Genomic DNA, 22,879 nt, shown 5'->3' with positions numbered 1-22,879 from the left:
CACCAACTCACCGGCCCTCAGCGCGGCGAAATGACGACGGCCAGCAGCCCCGGCCCTGTATGCGCCCCGATCACCGCACCGACCTCGCTCAGATGCAGTTCGGCGAGGCCCGGCACCCGCCCGCGCAGCCGGTCCGCCAGCGCCGCGGCCCGCTCGGGCGCGGCCAAGTGATGCACCGCAATGTCCACCGGGCTCGCGCCCGCGCGCTCTGCAGCGATCTCCTCCAGCCGTGCGATGGCCTTCGACGCCGTCCGCACCTTCTCCAGCATCTCGATCCGGCCGCCGTCCAGCTGCAGCAGGGGCTTCACGGCGAGTGCCGAACCGAGCAGCGCCTGCGCCGCACCGATCCGGCCGCCGCGGCGCAAATAGTCGAGCGTGTCGACGTAGAAGAACGCGGAAGTGCCCGCGGCGCGCTTCTCCGCGGCTGCCACCGCCTCGTCGAGCGAGCCACCGGCATCCGCCGACTCCGCGGCGGCGAGCGCGCAGAATCCCAGGGCCATGGCGACCATCCCGGTGTCCACCACCCGCACCGGTACCGGAGCCTCCTTGGCGGCCAGCACGGCCGCGTCGTACGTTCCTGAGAACTCCGAGGACAGATGCAGTGAGACGATCCCCGTCGCGCCGGCCTCCGCTTTCCGCCGGTATGCCGCGGCGAACATCTCGGGGCTGGGGCGTGAGGTGGTCACCGGGCGTCGCTTCTGCAGTGCGACTGCCAGCGAGCGGGCCGAGATCTCCGTGCCCTCTTCCAGCGCCTGGTCGCCGAGCACAACGGTCAACGGCACCGCTGTGATGCCGTGCCGCTCCATCGTCGGGGGTGGCAGGTAGGCCGTGGAATCGGTGACGATCGCGACATGGCGGGACATGAGCGGGAGGTTACCCGCAGGCGCCCCCGGGCGGCAGCCCGGGCCCGCCCCACCGGTCGTCGTCAGCCGTCAGTTCGATGTCTCCGGACGCGGTGCCTTCTCCCACGGGTACGCGAACTGCTGCCGCGGGTCACGCGCGGTGATCTCCCGCGGCTGTCCGGTCACCGGTGCCTCCGCTTCCTCTTCGGGCCACGTCTGGCCGGCCACGGTCCCGTCGGCAGGGCGCCCCGCGTCGGGCCAGGACGCGGCCCCCGTGCCCGTGCTCCCACCGGGCCCCGGGCCGGGCCCGGCCGGACGTGCCGCGTCCACCCCGTCCTCCGCGAGTGGCTCTTCGGCCGAGTCCGGTGCCGACCAGTGCCGCAGCGCCCCCGCCTCCAGATCGATCTGCGCGCTCAGCACGTCCAGATCCTCGTCGGCGAACTTCTGAGCCCGGTCCCGAGCCGCCCACCGCAGCGACTCGGCCGACTGCGTGATCCGCTCCGTACGCTCCCGCAGCCCGGGAAGCAGTGAGGCCACCGTCGCCCGGTCCGGCTCGCGCTCCAGCCGCTTGAGCTCGTCGTCCAGTTCATGGCCGTGGGCGCTGAGCCGGCCGAAGAGCGCCAGCGACTCGGACAGCGAGGCGTCCTCGGTCGCGCCCGCCCTCAGGGCTTCCTGGGTCGCCCGCATCGACGTACGCAGCGAGAGCCTCAGCTGCGCGAGCTCGCCCGCCACGCCGACCTGTCCGTAGCTCTTCGCGCGCAGCGCCGTCTCCTCGACGGTCCGGCGTGCCTGGCTGACCGTGCGCTCCACGCCCCGCTTGGCGGCTCCGACGGCCTTGACTGTGACGAAGACACCCAGTGCCACGAATGCGAAGAAGAGCAGCGCCAGGATGAGAATGACGGCTTCCATGTGCGCCCTCCGGCATCGAATGCAGTCGTCGGGTCCGTCCGGCGTGTCCGGTCCGGCTGCGTTCCCTCCACCGTAAACGGAGCAGGCAGGCCGAGGGTTCCAAAGGAACCCCCAACCTGCCCGTAGGGGAATGCCCCGAGCCGCTACGCAGGGACGATGTTGACCAGCTTCGGTGCCCGGACGATCACCTTGCGGATGCCGGCACCACCCAGCGCGGCGACGACGCTCTCGTCACCCAGGGCCAGCGCCTCCAGCTCCTCGTCCGAGATCGACGGGGAGACCTCCAGCCGCGCCTTGACCTTGCCCTTGATCTGCACCACGCAGGTCACGGACTCGTCCACGACGTACGCCGGGTCGGCGACCGGGAAGTCCTGGTGCACGACCGAGTCTGCGTGCCCCAGCTTGTGCCACAGCTCCTCGGCGATGTGCGGGGCCAGCGGGGCGACCAGCAGCACCAGCTGCTCGGCCACCGACCGCGACACCGCCCCACCCGACTTCGTCAGGTGGTTGTTCAGCTCTGTCACCTTGGCGATGGCGGTGTTGAAGCGCATCCCCGCCATGTCCTGGCCCACACCGTCGATCGCCTTGTGCAGGGCGCGCAGGGTGTCCTCGTCCGGCTCGGCGTCGACGACTGTGACCTCGCCCGTCGACTCGTCGACGATGTTGCGCCACAGGCGCTGCAGCAGGCGGTACTGGCCCACCACCGCGCGCGTGTCCCAGGGCCGCGAGACGTCCAGGGGGCCCATCGCCATCTCGTACAGACGCAGCGTGTCGGCCCCGTACTCGGCGGACATCTCGTCCGGAGTGACGGCGTTCTTCAGGGACTTGCCCATCTTGCCGTACTCACGCTTGACGGGCTGACCGTTGTGGAAGAACTTCCCGTCCTGCTCCTCGACCTCGGCCGCCGGCACGTACACACCACGGGAGTCGGTGAACGCGTAGGCCTGGATCATGCCCTGGTTGAACAGCTTGTGGAACGGCTCGGCCGAGGAGACGTGCCCCAGGTCGAACAGCACCTTGGACCAGAATCGCGCGTACAGCAGGTGCAGTACGGCGTGCTCGGCACCGCCGACGTACAGGTCGACGCCCCCGTGCGGCTGCCCTTCGCGCGGCCCCATCCAGTACTGCTCGATCGCCGGGTCGACCAGCTTCTCGCTGTTGTGCGGGTCCAGATAGCGCAGTTCGTACCAGCACGAACCCGCCCAGTTGGGCATGGTGTTGGTCTCGCGGCGGTAGCGCTTGACTCCGTCGCCCAGGTCCAGCTCGACATCGACCCAGTCCTCATTGCGCGACAGCGGGGTCTCGGGCTGGGTGTCGGCGTCGTCCGGGTCGAAAGTGCGGGGCGAGTAGTCGTCGACCTCCGGCAGCTCCAGGGGCAGCATCGACTCGGGCAGCGCGTGGGCGACGCCGTCCTCGTCGTACACGATCGGGAAGGGCTCGCCCCAGTAGCGCTGCCGGCTGAACAGCCAGTCACGCAGCCGGAAGTTGATGGTTGCCTCGCCGATGCCCTTGGCGACCAGCCACTCGGTGATCTTGGCCTTGGCCTCGGCGACGCCCAGGCCGTCCAGCGAGATCTCGTCGTTGGCGGAGTGGATCGCCGGCCCCTGCCCGGTGAAGGCCTCGCCCTCCCAGCCCTCCGGCGGCTGCACGGTCCGGATGATGGGCAGCTCGAACGCCTCGGCGAACTCCCAGTCGCGCTCGTCCTGGCCGGGGACGGCCATGATCGCGCCGGTGCCGTAGCCCATCAGCACGTAGTCGGCGACGAAGACGGGGATGCGCTTGCCGGTGACCGGGTTCAGGGCGTACGCGCCGGTGAAGACACCGGTCTTGTCCTTGTGCTCGGTCTGCCGCTCGACGTCGCTCTTGGTCTGAGCCTGCTTGCGGTAGGCGGCGACGGCCTCGGCCGGAGTGGCCGCGCCGCCGGTCCACGCCTCCTTGACGCCCTCGGGCCATTCGGCCGGGACGATGGAGTCGATCAGGCCGTGCTCCGGGGCCAGCACCATGTAGGTGGCACCGAACAGCGTGTCCGGGCGGGTGGTGAAGACCGTGATCCGCGCGGAGTCGTCGCCGTCGACGGCGAAGTCCAGGCGTGCGCCTTCGGAGCGGCCGATCCAGTTGCGCTGCTGCAGCTTGATGGCCTCGGGCCAGTCCAGCGCGTCCAGGTCGTCCAGCAGCCGGTCGGCGTAGGCGGTGATGCGCATGTTCCACTGGCGCAGCTTCGCCTTGAAGACGGGGAAGTTGCCCCGCTCGGAGCGGCCGTCGGCCGTCACCTCTTCATTGGCCAGTACGGTGCCCAGTCCGGGGCACCAGTTGACCGGCGCGTCGGAGGCGTACGCCAGGCGGTACTGGCCCAGGACCTCGGCACGCTCGACGGCGCTCAGCGCGCCCCACGCGCCCCCACCGGGAACCTCGCGCTCGCCGCTCTCGAACCGGGCCACCAGCTCCTCGATCGGGCGGGCCTTCTGCGTGTTGTCGTCGTACCAGGAGTTGAAGATCTGCAGGAAGATCCACTGGGTCCACTTGTAGTAGTCCGGGTCGATCGTCGCGAAGGAGCGGCGCGTGTCGTGGCCCAGGCCCAGCCGTCGCAGCTGGCGCTGCATGTTCTTGATGTTCGCCTCGGTCGACACCCGCGGATGCGTACCGGTCTGCACGGCGTACTGCTCTGCGGGCAGGCCGAAGGCGTCGAAGCCCAGGGTGTGCAGGACGTTGTGTCCGGTCATGCGCTGGTGGCGGGCGAAGACGTCGGTGGCGATGTACCCCAGGGGGTGCCCGACGTGCAGACCAGCACCCGAAGGGTACGGGAACATGTCCATGACGAACTTCTTCGGCCTGGCCGCCACAGCCGCGTCCCCGGCCAGATCGCCGCGCGGGTTGGGCGCCTCGTACGTCCCCTCGGCCTCCCAGGTGTCCTGCCAGCGTGCCTCGATGTCGGCCGCCATCGCAGCCGTGTAACGATGCGGGGCTGCCGCCTCGGCAGCCGAATTCATCTCGCTCATGATCCTTAAAGCTCCATCGATCGTCTCTGCTTGCGCTCTGTCATCCACCGGCGAAATGAAAAAACCCCTCGCACAGGAGGGGACGCCGCGCCGATTCCGACCGGATCTTTCATCCGTCGGGACTGATCAGCGCGGCTCGCTAAGCAGAAGGCGTACGGCACGCATGGCGTCAGGGTACCGCAGCGGGCGAACCGGGCGCATGGAGGAGACCCCGAGGCACCGCGACCGCCCACGGTGCGCCCACGCCCCGCTAGATTCGTCGTCACATGAGCGCCACATCTGGATCACATCAGAACCACATCAACATCACACAGGCACCACTTGAACGCCACGCCCACGCCGTCCGTAGATCACTGGAAGGCCGGAAACACCACCCGGCGCCCCGACAACAACGGTCAACCCGTCCGGGTTACTCCGCGTATCGACCTTATCCAGGGCAACCCCAAAGTCAGTTGCCTGTACTTCACCTCTATAAACGCCGAAACCTCGTACTGACTGGTATGCCTCGACCTAGAGTGCGTCAACGGGACCGCTATCCCGCACCATTCGGAGTCGCCCCATGAACCCTCGTCTCAAGATGCGTATGTCGCCCGATCCGAGCCCCGGACTCAGCCGCCCGGTGCAAGGCGGCCTCTACGTAGCCGCGTTGATCCTCATACCCCTGCTCGCCATCGGAGGCAGCGACAGTTTCCGCGCAGCGCTGGACTTCACCACCGGGGTCCTCTCTCTGGTGTCACTGACCGCCTCGGTCGCATGGGGACTCATCGCCACCGACCGGCTGTTGCTTTCCCCCCGCCACCGCCTGCTCGCGCAGGGCATCCACCGGACCACCGCGATCGCCTCGCTCGGCTTCCTGCTGCTGCACGGCACCGTGAAGGTCTCCCTGGGGCATGTGGAGTTGATCGGCGCCCTCATCCCGTTCGGCCTCGGTGTCACCGGCACCTCCGCGCTCATCGGCTTCGGCTCGCTGGCCGGATTCCTGATGGTGGTCGCCGCCACGACCGGAGTGCTGCGCAGCGCTCTGGCCGGCAACGTCCGCGTCGCCGGCCGCTGGCGGCCGCTGCACATGCTTGCCTACCCGGCCTGGTGCTCCGCACTGGTCCACGGGCTCTACACCGGCCGGCCGGCCGCGACCTGGGTCGTGACCATGTACTGCCTGGCCCTGGCCGGTGTGGCGGTCGCCGTCTCCGTACGGCTGCTGCCGCGGTCGGTGCAGCGGCGCATCGCGGCCAGGATCGAGGCGCTGACCGGTGCCGCGGGGGACGGACCGGCAGCAGCTGACGAGCAGGCGAGGCGCGACATGCTGACGGCCCCGCTCCCGGGCGTCAGCGGCGTCGGCGGCGCGGGCGGGATGAGCGGAAGGAACCGCTCGACCGTATCCGCCGGCATGGACCGTATGGACCGCGTGAGCGGTGTTCCCTCACAGCGCACGTTCGAGCGGGACCTCCAGGCGCCTCTCGGCCAGTCACGGCCCCAGCCCCCGCGGATCGCTGCCCCCTCCCCCCAGTTGTACGAGGCCCCGCGTCCCTCCGGGCCGGAGCCGGAGCACACCTCTGCACCGGGCGGCGGCCGCGGCCCGGGGATGTCCGCCGCCTACCGTGCGGTCTCCCTCGGGGCCGAGTCGGCGCCTCCGCTCGCCGAGCGGGTGCCGATGACCGAGGAGATACCTGTGGTGTCCGAGACGGGTCCCCTCCCCGGCTCCTGGCCCACCCCCTCACCGCCTCCCCCGGCCCAGGCCGTGCGGCCCACGCCGGCCACCCCGCCCACGTACGACACCCCGCCCCCGCCACTGTTCGACACGGCGCCCGCCTACGGCTCCCCGCCCTCGTACGACACGGGCAGCGCCTCCTTCGGTGCCGGTTTCGACACAGGATCCGCCGGGTTCGACGCCGGATCCTCCGGCTACAGCGCCACGGCCGGTGGCTACGACGCCGTGTCCGGCGGCCTGGGCGCCCAGTCCACGTACGACGCGACCGCCATGTACACCCCCCCGGCCCCGTCGTACGACGCCGGCGTCTCTTACGATCCCCTCGCCACGAACGAGGCCGCTCCCCCGTACACCACGTCCCCGTACGACACCGGCGGCATCCCCACGTACGACACCGGCAGCATGCCCACGTACGACACCGGCAGCATCCCCCCGTACGAGGAGACCGCCGCCATGCCCGGACTCTTCCAGCCCCCGGCCGGCGAGCCCTGGAACGCACCCGCAGGAGAACGACCGTGAACGCCCCGCTCCCCGACGTCCCCGAAGTCCGTGTGGTCGGCCTTCCCCAGCTGACCCAGGGCTTCGACCTGGTCGAACGGCTCGATCTGCCCATGCACCTCAAGGTGCACGGGCCGCTCGAGCCGGTCAGCGGTGAGCGGCTCGCACAGCTCGCCGAGGAGATATCCCTCACCGGCCGCGGGGGCGCGGGCTTCCCGTTCGCCAAGAAACTGCGGGCCGTCGCCAAGTCCGCGATCCGGCGCGGAGTGCGCCCCGTCGTCGTCGTCAACGGCAGTGAGGGCGAGCCTCCCTGCCGCAAGGACACGGTGCTGCTGAACCGTGCGCCCCATCTCATCCTGGACGGCGCGCTGCTGGCCGCCGAGGCGCTCGGTGCGCGCACCCTGGTCGTCGCGGTGACCCGCAACTCCACCGAGATCTCCATCCGTGCCGCACTGGCCGAGCGCGGCCTGTCCGACCGGCGCGGGCAGGCCCTGCGCGCCCGCGTGGTGCGCACCCCCGAGCGCATGGTCTCCGGTGAGGCGTCCTCGGTCATCCGCGCCGTCAACGGCGGCCCCGCACTGCCGCCCGGGCGCCGCGAGCGGGCCGCCGAATCCGGTGTGGGTGGCGCCCCGACGCTGCTGTCCAACGCCGAGACCTTCGCCCAGCTGGCCGTGGCCGCCCGTCTCGGCTCACGCCGCTACTGCAACACCGGGCTGGACTCCGAGCCCGGCACGGTCATGCTGACCATCTCCGGCGCCGTCGCCCGCCCCATGGTGGTCGAGGTACCCACCGGCGTCCCGCTGCGGTACGTGCTCCAGCTGGCCGGCGCCCCGCCGCTCCCCCAGGGCGTGCTCACCGGCGGCTACCACGGCAACTGGATCGACGCGGTCGCCGTCCACGAGTCCGTCGTCTCCAAGCAGTCCCTCGCGGCCGTGGGCGGCGCTCTCGGCGCCGGAGCGATCCTTCCGATCGGCCCCGAGACCTGTCCGCTGGGCGAGGCACTGCGTGTGGCCAACTGGCTCGCCGCCGAGACCGCGGGCCAGTGCGGCCCCTGCCGGCTCGGTCTGCCCGCCGCGGCCGGCGGCCTGTCCGATGTCATCAACGGCGGCGGCCCCGCCGCTCTGGAGGCCCTGCGCGAGGTCACACAGGCCGTGAAGGGCCGCGGCGCGTGCAAGCACCCCGACGGCTCCGCGCGGTTCTTCGCGTCGACCCTGTCGGCGTTCACGGACGATCTCGCCGCGCACGTCCTGGACGGCGGCTGCGGCCGCGAGACGACCGGTGTGCTGCCGCTGCCCAACGAGGGCTACCAGGACGAGGTGGAGTCGATCCCGAGCGGCGAGAAGGTCTTCATCGACTGGACGCTGTGCCAGGGCCACGGCCTGTGCGCGGACATCATTCCCGAGCTGATCCGCATCAACCCGGACGGCTTCCCGTCGGTCGCCGACGCCGTGGTGCCGATGCACATGCGCGGGCGTGCGGAGCGGGCTGTACGGCGTTGTCCCGCGCTGGCGATGCGTCTCGAGCAGACGGCGCCCGCCGCGCCGCCGAAGCCCTCCTCGCGCCCGGAACTGCCCAGCGCCGGCCGCAAGGCCCTGGGTCCCGGCCGCGGTTAGCCGCCGGAACGCGGACAAAGAAGCGGGCCACCCGACTCGGGTGGCCCGCTTCTTTTGCACTTCTTCTGTGGAGCTAAGGAGAATTGAACTCCTGACCTCCTGCATGCCATGCAGGCGCTCTACCAACTGAGCTATAGCCCCTTGCTGTGCCGCTTCGTTCGCGGGTTTCCCCCTGGCGACGTCGACAACATTAACGCCCCTGCTCGCGCATCACCAAATCGTTTCCGGAGCAGCCCGACAAAGTCCGTAATGTCCGGTTCTCGTGATGATCCGTCAAGCCGTGGCGAACGAGTAGAAGCGCTTGAGGGTGCAGTGCTCGTCGAGCAGGCGCCCGTAGATCGGTTCACCCTCGAGTTCCCGGTAGGTCTCGATGGGGTCCCCTTTTATGATCAGCGCCCGCGCGCACTCCTCGCACCAGTACTGGTAGTCGGGGTTGATCGGGTCCATGTCGCGGACGATGGGCGTGCCGCTGCCGCACCAGTCACATTTACGCCTGTGTGCACCCATAGTCAGCTCCAGCTGTGGCCGCAGGCCGTGCACACGTAGGACACGCCTCCATTGTCACCGAGGACCTGGGCGACATGGGCCGAACCGCAGGACGGACAGTTGAGGCGAGCACAGGCCTCCATCGTGGCAAGCAGGTCGTCGGCCTCATGGGCCTCCTTGCCGCCGGACATCGCGCGCTCCCTCCCGTACGGCCGGTGTCCCCTCCGGCCGTACGATTCTGCCATGGCCACGCGAGAGGGTCAGCGGCGTTTGCGAAGGAGATCGGTCACCAAGGCCAACGCAAAGGATCCCGCCCCCTGACGGGGGCGGGATCCGGGTTGTGGAGCTAAGGAGAATTGAACTCCTGACCTCCTGCATGCCATGCAGGCGCTCTACCAACTGAGCTATAGCCCCGCGTGTTCTTCGCGCTCCGCGCTGCGAACAAGAAGAACTTTAGCCTGCGACCTGCCGGAAAGTGAAATCCGGGTCCGGGGGCAGGCTCCGGCGCTGGGCGCCCGGCCTGCCCGAAGGCTCAGGTGTGCTCAGGTGTCGTCGCCGAGCACCGGCTCGGGGAGCGTGCCGGCGTTGTGCTCGAGCAGCCGCCAGCCGCGCGCGCCCTCGCCCAGCACCGACCAGCAGCAGTTGGACAGGCCGCCCAGGCTCTCCCAGTGGTGGGCCTCCAGACCGAGGAGCCGGCCGATGGTGGTGCGGATGGTGCCGCCGTGGCTGACCACGACGAGGGTGCCGTCGTCGGGCAGCTTGTCGGCGTGGTGCAGCACGACCGGCGCGGCCCGGTCGGCGACCTCGGTCTCCAGCTCGCCGCCCCCGCGCCGCACAGGTTCGCCACGCTTCCAGGCGGCGTACTGCTCGCCGTAACGCCCCACGATCTCTTCGTGCGTCAGGCCCTGCCAGACGCCCGCATAGGTCTCCCGCAGGGCCGAGTCGTACGAGACGTCCAGGCCGGTGATTCCGGCCAGCTCACCGGCTGTCGCCGCGGCCCGCTTGAGGTCGGAGGCGACGATCGCGGCCGGCTTCAGCGAGGCGAGCAGCCGCGCGGCGCGGCGCGCCTGCGCGTGCCCGGCCTCGGTCAGCTCGATGTCCGTGGAGCCCTGGAAGCGGCGCTCCAGGTTCCAGGCCGTCTGGCCGTGGCGCCACAGGACGACGCGGCGGCCGCGAGCGGGCTTGGCGGAGCCAGGCCCGGAACCACCGGTGCCCGGGCCGCTCGCACCGGTGGCGTCCGCCGTGAGGCCGCTCCCGTTGTCGCTCCCGTTCAGCTCAGCTCACCGTCCGTGCCGGCCGAGAGCTGTGCGTGCTCCTGGGCCTTGCCGCGGGTCTTCAGGGCATCCTCGGGCAGCGGCATCTCGGGGCAGTCCTTCCACAGCCGCTCGAGGGCGTAGAAGACGCGCTCCTCGCTGTGCTGGACGTGCACGACGATGTCCACGTAGTCCAGCAGGATCCAGCGGGCGTCGCGGTCGCCCTCGCGGCGCACCGGCTTGGCGCCGAGCTCCTTGTTCAGCCGCTCCTCGATCTCGTCGACGATCGACTTGACCTGGCGGTCGTTGGGAGCGGAGGCGAGCAGGAAGGCGTCGGTGATCGACAGCACGTCGCTGACGTCGTAGGCGATGATGTCGTGCGCGAGCCGGTCGGCTGCCGCCTGGGCGGCGGCGTTGACGAGCTCGATGGAACGGTCCGTAGCGGTCACTAGCAGGCTTTCGTCGGCGGTCGGGAACCCTTCAAGGGTCTCACGGACCGCCGACAGCCCACGAAGGGATTGTTCGGCCTGCCCGGCCCCGGCTACTCGATCTCGTAGTCGGAGCCGAGGACCACCGAGACATCCGCGTTGGTGGCGGCCTTGCCCTTCTTGACCGCACTCGCCGGCAGATTCAGCGTCTTGGCGACCTCTGAGGCCTTGGCCTTGGACGCCTCGTCGGCATAGGTGACCTGCGAGGAGGTGGCCGTGGCCGCCTTGCCGCCGTCGACGACCGCGTAGCCTCCGTTGACCAGGGCGATCCTGGCCGTTTCGGTCGCCTTGGAGTTGCCACTGGCGTTCTTGATGCCCACGCGGACCGCGCCGCCCGCGTCCGGCGCGCTCACTGAGCCGCCCAGGATGTCCTTGACCACACTGCTCGCGGCCTGGTCGGTGAGCGTGCCGTCCTCCTGCACCGGCAGCAGGGCGGTCCTGTAGTCCCCGCCCTTGGCGTGCTCGGCGAGCCCAGCCAGGGATGCGCCCAGGTCGTTCTCGTCCAGCGAGGGGTCGAGGATCTGGGCCAGGGTCTCCACGATCACGGTCGCCGACTTCGGGTCGTCCGGGAACTTCTTCAGCACGCCCTGCATGACCTGGCCGAAGCGCTGCAACTGCTTCGCCTCGGCCTCACCCGGACCGAGGTAGGTGGCGTAGGCGACGGCCGTCCGCCCGTTGAGCGTCTGGTTCTCACCCTTCTTCACCAGCGGAGCGGCGCCCTTCTTCGCGCCCGGCACCTCGGTGTCCGTGGTCAGGTCGATCGTGCCGACCAGCTCGACGAGATTCTCCAGGAACGGGGTGTCCAGCCGCCAGGTTCCACTGATCTTGGCGCCGAGGAGGGTGCCGATCGCCTCGCGGGTACCGGTGGAGCCGTCGTCCTCGACCGACTTGGCGAGGGTGGTCGCCGTGCCGTCGTCGTTGGCGACCGAGAGGGCATTGGGAAGCAGGACCGTGGTGCCCTGCTCGGTCGTGACGTTGTCGACCAGCAGCAGGGTGGAGGTGCCGGCCTTCTTGGTGTTGTGCAGATGCACGACGATCACATCGCGCTTCTGCGGGCCGCTTGCGGCGGTGCCGCTGCCCTTGGAGTCCGAGAGGCCGGGCAGCTTGCCCGCGTACCAGAGGTAGCCGACACCGCCGACGAGGGCGAGGGCCATGGCGACGACCAGAGCGACGCCCCGGTTGCGACCGCGTCGCTTGGCCTCCTCACGCCGCTCGGAGCGGCTCTCGGTGAATTTCAGCCAGTCGATGACGTCTTCGGAGTCCTCGTCCGGCTCCTCGATGAACGAGAACTGCTCGGTCCGGTAGTCCCGTTCGGCTTCCGGGCGACGCTGCTGCGGAACAGAAGTCTGCTCCGGCTGCGTCCGGCGCTCCTGCGGCTCGGGCGGGGCGGGCTGCTGCTGCTGCTGCTGCTGCTGCTGGGGGATGCTCCACTGCTGGGTTGTGTCGACGACCGAAGGCTGGGTGCCGGTGTCGTAGCCGTAGCCCTCGTAGCCGCCGTAGCCATAGCCCTGGGCCGGGGGCTCGGGCTGGGTGGGCTGCTGGGGGTAGGGCCGGCCGTACGGGTCGTACCCGTACGTCTGCCCCTGCCCCTGGCTCTGCCCATGCCCATGCCCATGCCCCTGGGCCTGCTGGTCCTGCTGCGCGTAGGGGTCGTACTGCTGGGGCTGCTGATACACCGGTTGCCCGTACTCGTCGTAGCCGATGATCTGCGGCTGCGGATAGTACGGGTCGTACGGGTTGTGCTGGTCGTTCACCGGTGCCCCTCTCCGTGGCTCACTCGCCCCGGTACAACTGGCGCTTGTCGATGTAGCGCACCACACCGTCCGGAACCAGGTACCAGACCGGATCTCCCTTGGCGACCCTTGCGCGGCAGTCGGTGGAGGAGATCGCCAGTGCCGGGATTTCCACCAGCGAGACCCCGCCCTCCGGCAGACCGTCGTCCGTCAGATCATGGCCCGGCCGGGTCACTCCGATGAAATGAGCGAGCGAGAACAGCTCTGCGGCATCGCGCCATCCGAGGATCTGCGAGAGCGCGTCGGCGCCCGTGATGAAGAACAGGTCCGCGTTCTCGTTGAGTGCGTGCAGATCCCGCAAGGTGTCGATCGTGTACGTCGGCCCGGGTCGGTCGATGTCGATACGGCTGACCGAGAACTGCGGGTTGGACGCCGTGGCGATGACCGTCATCAGATAGCGGTCCTCGGCCGGTGACACAGTCTTGTGGGTCTTCTGCCACGGCTGTCCGGTGGGTACGAACACCACCTCGTCGAGGTGGAACAAGGCGGCCACCTCGCTGGCGGCCACCAGGTGCCCGTGATGGATCGGGTCGAACGTCCCGCCCATCACACCGAGCCGGCGCCTGCCGGAACCGGAACCGGTGACCACTATCTGCTCTCCCATGCGTGCAGAGCCTACTGGCACGGCCGGCCGGCGCGGTCTCAGCGGTCGCGGTTGAAACGGGTGGTGATCCACAGCAGCAGGAGCAGCACGAACAGAGCGCCGCCGCCGGTGAGGTAGGGGTTGAGGCTGTCGTGGTTGCCACCGTGCTCGGCGCCCTCGGCGAGAGTGACCAGGTTGGCGGCGGTGCTGGCGAGACTCATCTTCAGCAGGACCTATCGATCGGGAGTCGGAGCGGAGAGACTTCGGGCACATCGTATGCGGGCGCCCCGGGCACGCTCACGCCGACTCAGTCGTTGAGGTTCCCGTCGGCGCCGTTGTCGCAGCGCCCGCGGTTTTCCGGGGTGGGATCCACCGTCGTTCCGCGGTCGTTCGACGGTTATCCACAGCCCCCGCCGCGCCGCAGCCCCAGCACTTACGCTGGGGTCCGTCAGGGGGACGAGCCACGACTCGCAGGACAACAGGGGGCACCATGAGCGACACCCACGAGCACGTTCCGAGCAGGCAGCGCAAGCGCTTCCCCGGTATCTCCTCGCGGGCCTACGAGCATCCCGCGGACCGCTCGGCGCTGGTCGCGCTGCGCAAGCTCAGCGGGTTCGACACCGTCTTCAAGGCACTGAGCGCACTGCTGCCCGAGCGCAGCCTGCGGCTGCTGTTCCTCTCCGACTCGGTGCGGGTGAGCGACGCCCAGTTCGCGCACCTGCACAGCATGCTCCGCGATGCCTGCTACATCCTGGACCTGGAGAAGATCCCGGCGATGTATGTGGCGCAGGACCCGCGTCCCAACGCGATGTGCATCGGCCTGGACGAGCCGATCATCGTCGTCACCACCGGGCTGGTGGAGCTACTGGACGAGGAGGAGATGCGCGCGGTGGTCGGGCACGAGGTGGGCCATGCCCTCTCGGGCCACGCCGTCTACCGCACGATTCTGCTCTTCCTCACCAACCTGGCGCTGAAGGTGGCCTGGATCCCGCTCGGCAATGTGGCGATCATGGCGATCGTCACGGCGCTGCGCGAGTGGTTCCGCAAGTCCGAGCTCTCGGCAGACCGCGCGGGCCTGCTGGTCGGCCAGGATCTGCAGGCGTCGATGCGCGGTCTGATGAAGATCGCGGGTGGCAATCATCTGCACGAGATGAACGTGGACGCGTTCCTCGAGCAGGCCGAGGAGTACGAGGCCGGCGGCGACCTCCGGGACTCGGTACTGAAGATTCTGAACATGCTGCCGCGCTCGCACCCGTTCACCACGGTGCGTGCGGCCGAACTGAAGAAGTGGGCCGAGAGCCGCGACTACCAGCGGGTCATGGACGGTCACTACCCCCGCCGCTCGGAGGACAAGGACACCTCCGTCAGCGACTCCTTCCGTGAGTCGGCCTCGCACTATGCCGATTCGGTGCGCACCAGCAAGGATCCGCTGATGAAGCTGGTCGGCGACATAGCCGGCGGCGCGGGCGACCTCGGCGGGAAGCTGCGCGACAAGTTCACCGGCGCTTCGGGCAGCGGGAAGGCTTCCGCGGGCGGTGACGGAGGCGGTCAGGGCGAGGGCTGAGCGTCGGGCGACAGCGCCCCGCACAGGGCCGGGGTGGCCGGGCCGATCGCGTACGGGTCGGTGCCGGCCGGCCCGTCCGGGCCCGCCCGTTCACCGGCGAGCAGCGGCTGCAAGGCGTCCGACGCGTCGGAGGAGCAGGACTGCGGGCCGGCCTGGAGATAGCTGACCAGCAGTTCGAGGCGGTGCAGCCGGAGATCTTCGCGGTCGAAGCGGAAGTGCAGTTCGCGCCGGACGGTGAACAGCGAGGCGTCGGCCGCGCGGGGCCCGCTCGCCTCCTGGGACCGTGGTCCGCTCACTTCGACACGTTGACCGCCGGCACCGTCCGCCTGGGAATCTCCGGTGGCGGCCGGGCTCAACGCGTAGACGAAGGTGTGGTCCGACGTCACTTCCAGCACGTCGCTCCCGGTCTCGGTGACCTGCAGCGTGCCGCGTACGCGCACCTCGGGGTCGGCCAGCGCCACCTTCGCGGCGTCGAAGCGCACCAGCCAGCCGGTGGCCGAGTGGCGGCCGTCGGCAGTGGGCGTGGCGACGCTCCGGTCGAACTGCGGCAGCTGGTCGGGGGCGAGGAGCACCCGGACGGGACGGACCGCGCCACCGGTGAGCACATCGGGGTCGAGCGAGGATTCCACGAGGTAGTCCTTGACCGTGGTCAGCGCGGTCATCACCTGTCCCTCGGAGAAGTGGGCGGTACGGCGCACGGCGGGCAGGGCGATCCCGGCGGCGCCGGTGCGGAAGTGGGCGGCCGGACTGCGCGAGAAGAGGGCTTCGGGGGTGCCGCCGGGGACGGGACCGCGCGGTGCGAGCGGGATCAGGGTGATCCTCATCGGGTCCGCCGCCGTGCTCCGGCCCGGCTGGTACGGATGGCGGAAGCCCAGATAGATCGCTGTACCGAAGGCGATCACGATCACCAGGACGAGCAGCAGGATCGACTTGGAGGCGCGCCACCCGCTCCAGGCGGGGAGGCTGCGCACGGCGGGCGCGTGCTCGCCCATCCGCTCCATCGCGGAGTATTCCTGCATCCGGGCAGCCCGCACGAACGATTCGTCGAAGACAACGGATCGATACTCGTCCTCGCCGCCGCCGGGGAGACCCTCGGGTGTCCCCTCGGGCGGCTCGCCACGCCCAGCCATACCTTCAGGGTAGGTCTGACAGGGGCACGGTAAACGCCGCGGTGCACGACAAGTTCCGACGAGTTGCGACCCGTTCTTACTCCGTGGTCAGGGGGTGTGCTGCTCGGCGGGCACCGGTGGTGCGGAGCGGGCGTCGGAGACCTCCGGGCCATGGCCGCTGCCCGTGACGGTCGCGCCCGTAGGGGTGGCGTCGACGCCGGTTGTCGTGGGCGCCGGAACCGTCGGGTCCTGGCGGTTGCCCGAGGCTCCCCGGTAGACGGCCGTGAAGGCGAGGGCGACCATGCCGATGCCCATCACCAGGGCCAGTACCCAGGCCACCGGACGGTGCCAGCGTGCGGTGCCGCGGTAGGGACGCAGGGCGCCGCCGTGCCTGCCGTACGGACCGGTGAAGTCGTCGTCGGGGTCGGTGTCGTCATCGTCGTCGCGGGTCCCGCCCCTGGCATACGCGCGGGGACCGTACTCATCGTCGTAGAGCTCGTCCTCGGCTCCCACTGTGCGGGATCCCGAGCGGGCGGCCTCGGCCTCGGCGCGCGCCTCGGCCGCGGCGAGCAGTCGCTCCACCGCGGTCGGCTCATGGAACGTGGCGGCCCGGACGAAGTCCTCGTCGAACACCACGGAGGCGAAGTCCTCTTCCGCGCCCCCGCGGTCGTCGTCGGGCTCCCAACCGTCCGGGAACGGCCTGCCCCCCACGTCGTCCGGCACGCCTTCAGAGTAGACCTGGCCGGTGGGTTTGGGCAGGGAGAGTGCGAACTCTCCCCGCCTGGGTGACGCTCTTCGCGCCCGCGCTGACGGTCACCGGATGTGACCGTCTCCCGTCACGATGTACTTCGTCGAGGTCAGCTCCGGAAGCCCCATGGGCCCACGCGCGTGCAGCTTCTGCGTGGAGATACCGATCTCCGCGCCGAAGCCGAACTGGCCGCCGTCCGTGAAGCGCGTGGAGGCGTTCACAGCGACCGTCGTGGAATCGACCAACCGGGTGAACCGGCGCGCCGCCGCCTGCGAGGTGGTGACGATCGCCTCGGTGTGGCCCGAGGACCACAGCCGGATGTGGGCGACTGCCGCGTCGAGCGACTCGACGACCGCGGCGGCGATGTCGTAGGAGAGGTACTCCGTCTCCCAGTCCTCGGCGGTGGCGGCCACGATGGTGGCCTTGGTGGCGTCCGCGTACTCGATCACCCGCTCGTCGCCGTGCACGGTCACCCCGGCGTCGGCGAGGGCGTCCAGGGCGCGCGGCAGGAAGGCCGCGGCGATGTCCCGGTGCACCAGGAGCGTCTCGGCAGCGTTGCACACGCTCGGGCGCTGCGCCTTGGAGTTGATCAGGATCTCGACGGCCATGTCGATGTCGGTCTCGGCGTCCACATAGACGTGGCAGTTGCCGGTGCCGGTCTCGATGACCGGGACGGTGGACTCCTCCACGACCGTGCGGATCAGGGAGGCGCCGCCGCGCGGGATGAGCACGTCGACCATGCCGCGGGCCCGCATCAGCTCCCGTACGGAGTCCCGGCTCTCGCCCGGCACGAGCTGCACCGCGTCGGCCGGCAGACCGGAGCCTCCGACCGCGTCCCGCAGCACGCGCACCAGCGCCGTGTTGGAGGAGTACGCCGAGGACGAGCCACGCAGCAGCACCGCGTTGCCCGACTTGAGGCAGAGCGCGGCGGCGTCCACGGTCACGTTCGGGCGGGCCTCGTAGATGATGCCGACGACGCCGAGCGGGACGCGCACCTGCCGCAGATCGATGCCGTTGGGCAGCGTCGAGCCGCGCACCACCTCGCCGACCGGGTCGGGCAGCGCCGCCACGTGCCGCACATCGGCGGCGATCGCCCGCACCCGCTCCGGGGTCAGCGTGAGCCGGTCGATGATCGACTCGCTGGTCCCTGCCTCGCGGGCGCGCGCGATGTCCTCGGCGTTGGCGGCGACGATCTCGCTGGTACGGACCTCGAGCGCGTCCGCGATCGCCAGCAGTGCGTCGTCCTTGGCCGAGCGCGGCAGTGGCGCGAGGTCGGCGGCGGCGGCGCGGGCCCGATAGGCCGCCTGGGCGACCGGGGACATGTTGTCGTACGGCGTGACCGAAGAGAGCGACGTCATACCCGCAGGGTAATGCGCCCGGCGGGGGCACCCGGAACGCATCCCGTACCGCGAGACACAAGCCTCAGAAGGGGTGTACGCCCACCGGGGCCGCCGGCGGCGGACCGTAGCCCTCCGCGATGCGCTGGTGGTAGGTCTCGCGGTCGATGACCTCGAGCCCGACGATCTTCCACGGCGGCAGTTTGGCGGTGGACCGGTGCTCGCCCCACAGCCGCAGTGCCACGGCGGCCGCGTCGTGCAGGTCGCGCGCTTCCTCCCAGTAGCGGATCTCCGCATGGTCGTTGGCGTACCGGCTGGTGAGCAGGAAGGGATGGTCGTGAGCGAGCTGTTCCAGACCGCGGCGGACCTCCTTCAGCGGGCTTTCTGGGCCCGAGACGCTGAGCGTGATGTGCCACAGCTTGGACAGCGGGCGCTCGCGGGGATGCTCCGGCGCGGGGACGCCTTCCGCACGGACTTCGGCGCCCGTCTCCGTACCCGGTTCCTCGGGCGCGTCCGTACGGGCGTCGGTCTCCGCCGCAGCGCCGGCTGCGACGCTCGTCAGGGCTCGTTCCTCGCCCATGGCGCGGCGGGCGCGGGGCAGTCCCCCGTTCCCTCGGGTCACGTCCCCAGGGCGCGCTCGTCTCACCGGCGGCCTCCTGTTGCTGCGTTGTTGCCCTACCCCGCAATTCCCCCGCAACAAAGTTGACCAGCCCGCGGCGGCGCATGGGGCGGTTTTGGTAAAGGTCTCTGCCGCAAGGCGGGACTTTCCGCCGTTTCGGTGGCCCCTCAGGGTTTGATGACGACCAGATCGTCCCTGTGTACGACCTCCCGTTCGTACGCCGGCCCCAGCTCCTTCGCCAGCTCGCGGGTCGAGCGGCCGAGCAGTTGCGGGATCTCCTTGGCGTCGAAGTTGACGAGCCCGCGTGCCACAGGACGGCCGGCCGAGTCGCGTAGCTCGACCGGGTCCCCGGCGCTGAACTCGCCCTCGACCGCGGCGATTCCGGCCGGCAGCAGCGACTTCTTGCCCTGCACCACGGCCCGGACCGCGCCGTCGTCGAGCGTGAGCGAGCCCTGCGGGGTGGAGGCATGGGCGAGCCACAGCAGCCGGTCGGCGGAGCGGCGCCCGGTGCGGTGGAAGTACGTCCCAGTGGCGCGGCCGGCGAGCGCGTCGGCCGCGCGGCTGGCGGAGGTGAGGACCACAGGGACACCGGCTGCGGCCGCGATCCGGGCCGCCTCGACCTTGGTGACCATTCCTCCGGTGCCGACTCCGGCCTTGCCGGCGCTGCCGATCTGTACATGGGCGATGTCGTCCGGGCCGCGCACCTCGTCGATCAGGGAGGTGCCGGGTCTGGCCGGGTCGCCGTCGTAGAGGCCGTCGACGTCGGAGAGCAGGACCAGCAGATCGGCGCGGACGAGATGGGCGACGAGCGCGGCAAGGCGGTCGTTGTCGCCGAAGCGGATCTCGTCCGTGGCCACGGTGTCGTTCTCATTGACGACCGGGACGGCGCCCATGGTCAGGAGCTGGTCCAGGGTCCGGTAGGCATTGCGGTAGTGGGCCCGGCGGCTGGTGTCGTCGCTGGTGAGCAGTACCTGGCCGACGCGTACGCCGTAGCGGGCGAAGGAGGCGGTGTAGCGGGCGACGAGCAGGCCCTGGCCGACGCTGGCGGCGGCCTGCTGCCGGGCCAGGTCCTTGGGGCGGCGGGCCAGCCCGAGTGGCGCGAGTCCGGCGGCGATGGCGCCGGACGAGACCAGGACCATCTCCTTCTCACCGCCGCTGCGGACTTTTGCGAGCACGTCGACGAGTGCGTCCACGCGATCGGCGTCGAGCCCGCCGGTTGCGGTGGTCAAGGAGGACGAACCGACCTTGACGACGATCCTGCGAGCCTGGGTCACCTGCTGTCTTGCCACTGTCACAAGGCCGAATCTATGTCAGTCGGCGCCGGCCGCGCGCACCTATTCCGCCCGCTGGACAGCCGGCCGCACGCACGGGGGCGGCCGGTACCGATTTCCGAATGCGCAGGGGGAGTTCCGGACAAACGATAGAGTGCCAGTGGGCGGTGGCCCGCGTGTATGCGGCCTGCCTCCGGCCCCCACCTGCGACTCAGGGATTCCACAAGAGACGGGGCACTGTCGTGTCGGTAAAAGTGAGTGTCGTCATTCCGGTTTACAACCCGGGCAAGTACCTCGATCCCTGTATTGACTCGCTGGTCAGCCAGACGCTTCCACCGGAAGATTTCGAAGTACTTTTCGTCAATGACGGATCCACCGACGACACCCCGGAACGACTCGACAAGCTCGCCGCCCGGTATCCGCACTTCCGCGTGATTCACATCCCGAATTCCGGCTGGCCAGGCAAACCGCGGAACGTCGGCGTGGCAGAGGCCAAGGGCGAATACGTCCAGTTCCTCGACCAGGACGACCACCTGAGCACCGACGCGCTGCGCCGGCTCTACGAGATGGGCCACCGCAATCGCTCCGACATCGTCATGGGCAAGGTGGCCAGCAACTTCCGCGGCGTTCCGCACGGCGTCTTCCGCCAGGACCGAGAAAAGTGCACCCTGCTCACCGCACCGCTGTACGACAGCCTGACACCGCACAAGATGTTCCGGACAGCCTTTCTGCGGGAGCACGGCATCGCCTACCCCGAGGGAAAGCGCCGCCTCGAGGACCAGCTGTACATGATGAAGGCGTACTTCCCCGCCGAGGTCGTCTCGATCCTGGGGTCGTACACCTGCTACCACTACTCGAAGCGCGACGACGGAAACAACGCCGGATCCGCCAAGCTCGTCCCGGACGGCTACTACGGGAACCTCCGCGAGGTCCTCGAGGTCGTCGTCGCCAACACCGAGCCGGGCGCGCTCAGGGACCGGATCCTGCGCCGGTTCTACCGCGTGGAGATGCTCACGCGGCTCAGCGAACCGGCTGTGCTGAAGTACGAAGCCGACTACCTCCGGGAGATGACCGACGCCGTACGGCCCCTCGCCCTGGACTTCATGGACAGCTCAGTGCACGACGGGCTGGGCCCGATGCTGCGGCTGCGTTCCACCGTGCTGCGCGACGACAATCCCGAGGGACTGCTCGAACTCGCCCGCTTCGCATCCTCGGTCAAGGCCGCCGTTCGGCTGGACAACCTCGCCTGGGAGCCCGACGGCCGGATCGCGGTCACGATCGCGGCACGCCTGGTGCACGGCGACGACCGGCGGCCGCTGACGCTGCTGCGCCGTGACGGGCGGATCCATCTGCACCCGGACGTCACCGGAGACCTGCTGCCCGACGGCGAGCTCCTCGACGTCACCGACGACATCAAAGCCTTCAAGGCGGAGCTCGCGCTGCGCAACCGTGAGACGGCCGTCGAATGGCACTGCCCGGCCACGCTCGAGGCACAGGTCGAGGACCTGGACGGCGACGACGGCTGCGAGATCGTGCTGCGCGGCATCGGCCGGCTCTCCTCCGAGGCAGGCCGGGGAGGCCGGGCCGCCCTAGATCGCGGCTTCTGGGACGCCTGGGTGTCCGTGTGGGGCCTCGGACTCCTGCGGAAGGTCCGGCTCGGCGCCGACCGCGCACCGCATGTCGACGAGCAGTGCCTCCCCGCGCTGCTCTCCTCGCCGGCCCGCCCGGTGATCCCTTACTTCACGGATCCGCACAGCAATCTCACCCTTGATGTGGCAGGGCGCGCCAAGAAGATGGCCACCTATCTCGGGCGCCGACCCGTGCTGCGTATGCCCGGCCGTCCGGTGCAGCTGCGGCTGGAGGTCTTCACCACCCGGGCCACCGGGCCCGCCGATGCGGAGCTGGTGCTGAGCGAGCTGCCGCCCCCTTCGGGTCCGACCGCGTCGGCCGACCTCTCCGGCGCTCCGTCTGCCGCAGAGGTGCCGGAAGCAGCCGGCCCGTCCGCCGTGCACACCTTCCCGGCCTCGGTGCGCCCCGTCCATGGCCGGGTCCATCTCACCGTTCCGGCCCGGGTGCCGGGGGCTCCGGCGGGCTCCTGGCAGCTCTCCGTGCGGCTGGACGGCCCGAAGGGACCCGACCTGCCGTTGTCCCGGGTGAGCGTGGACCGTGCCGGGCGGCTGCGGCTGGACGACACCCTCCCCATGCCCGACGCCCACTTGCAGCGGCAGCTGACGATGCAGCAACGCCGGGCCGCACTGCGCGGTGCCGCACGGGCCGTGGCGGGTCCGCTGGTACGCCGACTGCCGCCCGCTGCGCGTCGCAAGGCCCGCCGCCTCGCGGCCCGGGTGCTCGGCTGACCTGCTGATGTAATGCGGGTGCGTGATCATGCGGCTGCGTGATCAAGGGACATGAGTCGACAGCAAGGAAGGGAACAGATGCGGCAGCTCTCCATCGCCGGGGCCTGGGTGCACGAACCGAAGATCTTCCCGGACAGCCGGGGCAGTTTCCACGAGTGGTTCAGGGCACCCGACTTCGCCGAGGCGGCCGGACACCGGCTGCGGCTCGAGCAGGCCAACTGCTCGGTCTCCAGCCGGGGCACGCTGCGTGGTATCCACTTCGCCGATGTGCCGCCGAGCCAGGCCAAATACGTCAAGTGCGTGCGCGGTGCGGTCCTCGACGTCATCGCCGACATCCGCGTCGGCTCCCCGACGTTCGGCCAGTGGGAGGCCGTCCGCCTCGACGACGTGGACCACCACGCCGTCTATCTGTCGGAAGGCCTCGGCCACGCCTTCATGGCTCTGACGGACGACGCGACCGTGGTCTATCTGTGCTCCGAGGGGTACTCCCCCGAGCGGGAGCACGGCATCAACCCTCTCGACGCCGGGCTGGGTATCGAGTGGCCCGAGGGCATCACACCACTGCTCTCGGACAAGGACGCCGCGGCGCCCACGCTTGCCGAGGCCGCCGAGCAGGGGCTGCTGCCGCGGTACGAGGAGTGCGAGGCGTACTACGCGCAGCTGCGCGCCCGCGGCTGACGGCCGCCCGGGCACGGGCACCGCAGA

The 22,879-nt window shown here is 70.1% G+C and carries 20 protein-coding genes and 2 tRNA genes; 5 read left to right on the top strand and 17 right to left on the bottom strand.

The window, feature by feature from the left end; translation table 11 throughout:
* Positions 1 to 17 precede the first annotated feature (17 nt).
* The 3 genes from ABZ208_RS24965 to leuS all read right to left on the bottom strand — a co-directional run bounded on the left by ABZ208_RS24965 (position 18) and on the right by leuS (position 4,747).
* Entirely contained in the window at positions 18 to 863 is an 846-nt protein-coding gene (locus ABZ208_RS24965) for a DegV family protein (protein WP_356911691.1), read from the bottom strand.
* Positions 864 to 932: 69 nt separating this feature from the next.
* Positions 933 to 1,751 (bottom strand): hypothetical protein, encoded by an 819-nt coding sequence (locus ABZ208_RS24960; protein WP_356911690.1) that lies wholly within the window; start codon positions 1,749 to 1,751, stop codon positions 933 to 935.
* A gap of 143 nt (positions 1,752 to 1,894) precedes the next feature.
* Positions 1,895 to 4,747 (bottom strand): leucine--tRNA ligase, encoded by a 2,853-nt coding sequence (leuS, locus tag ABZ208_RS24955; protein ID WP_356911689.1) that lies wholly within the window; start codon positions 4,745 to 4,747, stop codon positions 1,895 to 1,897.
* Between the two features lie 559 nt (positions 4,748 to 5,306).
* On the opposite strand from leuS, the gene ABZ208_RS24950 reads away from it, so the two are divergent.
* Positions 5,307 to 6,974, top strand: coding sequence for a hypothetical protein (locus ABZ208_RS24950; protein ID WP_356911688.1), 1,668 nt, complete (start codon positions 5,307 to 5,309; stop codon positions 6,972 to 6,974).
* Positions 6,971 to 8,566 (top strand): NADH-ubiquinone oxidoreductase-F iron-sulfur binding region domain-containing protein, encoded by a 1,596-nt coding sequence (locus ABZ208_RS24945; protein ID WP_356911687.1) that lies wholly within the window; start codon positions 6,971 to 6,973, stop codon positions 8,564 to 8,566. Before ABZ208_RS24950 ends, ABZ208_RS24945 begins: the two co-directional genes overlap by 4 nt.
* Positions 8,567 to 8,634: 68 nt before the next feature.
* Here the strand turns inward: ABZ208_RS24945 and ABZ208_RS24940 are convergent.
* The 9 genes from ABZ208_RS24940 to ABZ208_RS24900 all read right to left on the bottom strand — a co-directional run bounded on the left by ABZ208_RS24940 (position 8,635) and on the right by ABZ208_RS24900 (position 13,390).
* Positions 8,635 to 8,707: transfer RNA gene (locus ABZ208_RS24940), tRNA-Ala, on the bottom strand.
* Positions 8,708 to 8,839: 132 nt separating this feature from the next.
* Entirely contained in the window at positions 8,840 to 9,073 is a 234-nt protein-coding gene (locus tag ABZ208_RS24935; protein ID WP_328400676.1) for a hypothetical protein, read from the bottom strand.
* Positions 9,074 to 9,075: 2 nt separating this feature from the next.
* Positions 9,076 to 9,297 (bottom strand): hypothetical protein, encoded by a 222-nt coding sequence (locus ABZ208_RS24930; RefSeq protein ID WP_356911685.1) that lies wholly within the window; start codon positions 9,295 to 9,297, stop codon positions 9,076 to 9,078.
* Between the two features lie 96 nt (positions 9,298 to 9,393).
* A tRNA-Ala gene (locus ABZ208_RS24925) sits at positions 9,394 to 9,466 on the bottom strand.
* Between the two features lie 128 nt (positions 9,467 to 9,594).
* Complete coding sequence (locus ABZ208_RS24920) at positions 9,595 to 10,209, bottom strand: histidine phosphatase family protein (RefSeq protein ID WP_356911724.1); 615 nt, start codon at positions 10,207 to 10,209, stop codon at positions 9,595 to 9,597.
* Between the two features lie 113 nt (positions 10,210 to 10,322).
* Positions 10,323 to 10,754: a ribosome silencing factor gene (rsfS, locus tag ABZ208_RS24915; RefSeq protein WP_356911684.1), complete on the bottom strand. Its 432-nt coding sequence runs from the start codon at positions 10,752 to 10,754 to the stop codon at positions 10,323 to 10,325.
* 92 nt (positions 10,755 to 10,846) lie between these two features.
* Complete coding sequence (locus ABZ208_RS24910) at positions 10,847 to 12,547, bottom strand: LCP family protein (RefSeq protein ID WP_356911683.1); 1,701 nt, start codon at positions 12,545 to 12,547, stop codon at positions 10,847 to 10,849.
* Between the two features lie 19 nt (positions 12,548 to 12,566).
* Positions 12,567 to 13,190, bottom strand: coding sequence for a nicotinate-nucleotide adenylyltransferase (gene nadD, locus ABZ208_RS24905; RefSeq protein ID WP_356911682.1), 624 nt, complete (start codon positions 13,188 to 13,190; stop codon positions 12,567 to 12,569).
* Between the two features lie 38 nt (positions 13,191 to 13,228).
* Complete coding sequence (locus ABZ208_RS24900) at positions 13,229 to 13,390, bottom strand: hypothetical protein (RefSeq protein WP_328400666.1); 162 nt, start codon at positions 13,388 to 13,390, stop codon at positions 13,229 to 13,231.
* A gap of 269 nt (positions 13,391 to 13,659) precedes the next feature.
* Here ABZ208_RS24900 and ABZ208_RS24895 point away from each other — a divergent pair, with 269 nt between their 5' ends.
* Positions 13,660 to 14,733, top strand: a complete 1,074-nt coding sequence (locus tag ABZ208_RS24895; protein ID WP_356911681.1) for a M48 family metallopeptidase — start codon at positions 13,660 to 13,662, stop codon at positions 14,731 to 14,733.
* Here ABZ208_RS24895 and ABZ208_RS24890 read toward each other — a convergent pair.
* From ABZ208_RS24890 to proB, 5 genes are all read right to left on the bottom strand, one after another.
* Complete coding sequence (locus ABZ208_RS24890) at positions 14,718 to 15,863, bottom strand: hypothetical protein (RefSeq protein WP_356911680.1); 1,146 nt, start codon at positions 15,861 to 15,863, stop codon at positions 14,718 to 14,720. The genes ABZ208_RS24895 and ABZ208_RS24890 overlap by 16 nt on opposite strands.
* Positions 15,864 to 15,950: 87 nt before the next feature.
* Positions 15,951 to 16,565: a hypothetical protein gene (locus tag ABZ208_RS24885; protein ID WP_356911679.1), complete on the bottom strand. Its 615-nt coding sequence runs from the start codon at positions 16,563 to 16,565 to the stop codon at positions 15,951 to 15,953.
* A 90-nt stretch (positions 16,566 to 16,655) separates the two neighbouring features.
* Entirely contained in the window at positions 16,656 to 17,948 is a 1,293-nt protein-coding gene (locus tag ABZ208_RS24880) for a glutamate-5-semialdehyde dehydrogenase (protein ID WP_356911678.1), read from the bottom strand.
* 64 nt (positions 17,949 to 18,012) lie between these two features.
* Positions 18,013 to 18,573, bottom strand: a complete 561-nt coding sequence (locus ABZ208_RS24875; protein ID WP_356911677.1) for a hypothetical protein — start codon at positions 18,571 to 18,573, stop codon at positions 18,013 to 18,015.
* A gap of 140 nt (positions 18,574 to 18,713) precedes the next feature.
* Entirely contained in the window at positions 18,714 to 19,820 is a 1,107-nt protein-coding gene (proB, locus tag ABZ208_RS24870; RefSeq protein WP_356911723.1) for a glutamate 5-kinase, read from the bottom strand.
* A 239-nt stretch (positions 19,821 to 20,059) separates the two neighbouring features.
* Between proB and ABZ208_RS24865 the strand changes: the two genes are divergently transcribed.
* Together ABZ208_RS24865 and rfbC are read left to right on the top strand one after the other, a co-directional pair.
* Positions 20,060 to 22,174, top strand: a complete 2,115-nt coding sequence (locus ABZ208_RS24865; protein WP_356911676.1) for a glycosyltransferase family 2 protein — start codon at positions 20,060 to 20,062, stop codon at positions 22,172 to 22,174.
* Between the two features lie 78 nt (positions 22,175 to 22,252).
* Positions 22,253 to 22,852 (top strand): dTDP-4-dehydrorhamnose 3,5-epimerase, encoded by a 600-nt coding sequence (gene rfbC, locus ABZ208_RS24860; protein WP_356911675.1) that lies wholly within the window; start codon positions 22,253 to 22,255, stop codon positions 22,850 to 22,852.
* The last annotated feature ends 27 nt before the right edge of the window (positions 22,853 to 22,879 follow it).

The organism is Streptomyces sp. NPDC006208 (assembly GCF_040613775.1).
Taxonomy (GTDB): domain Bacteria; phylum Actinomycetota; class Actinomycetes; order Streptomycetales; family Streptomycetaceae; genus Streptomyces.
This window is presented reverse-complemented; position numbering and strand designations above follow the sequence as displayed.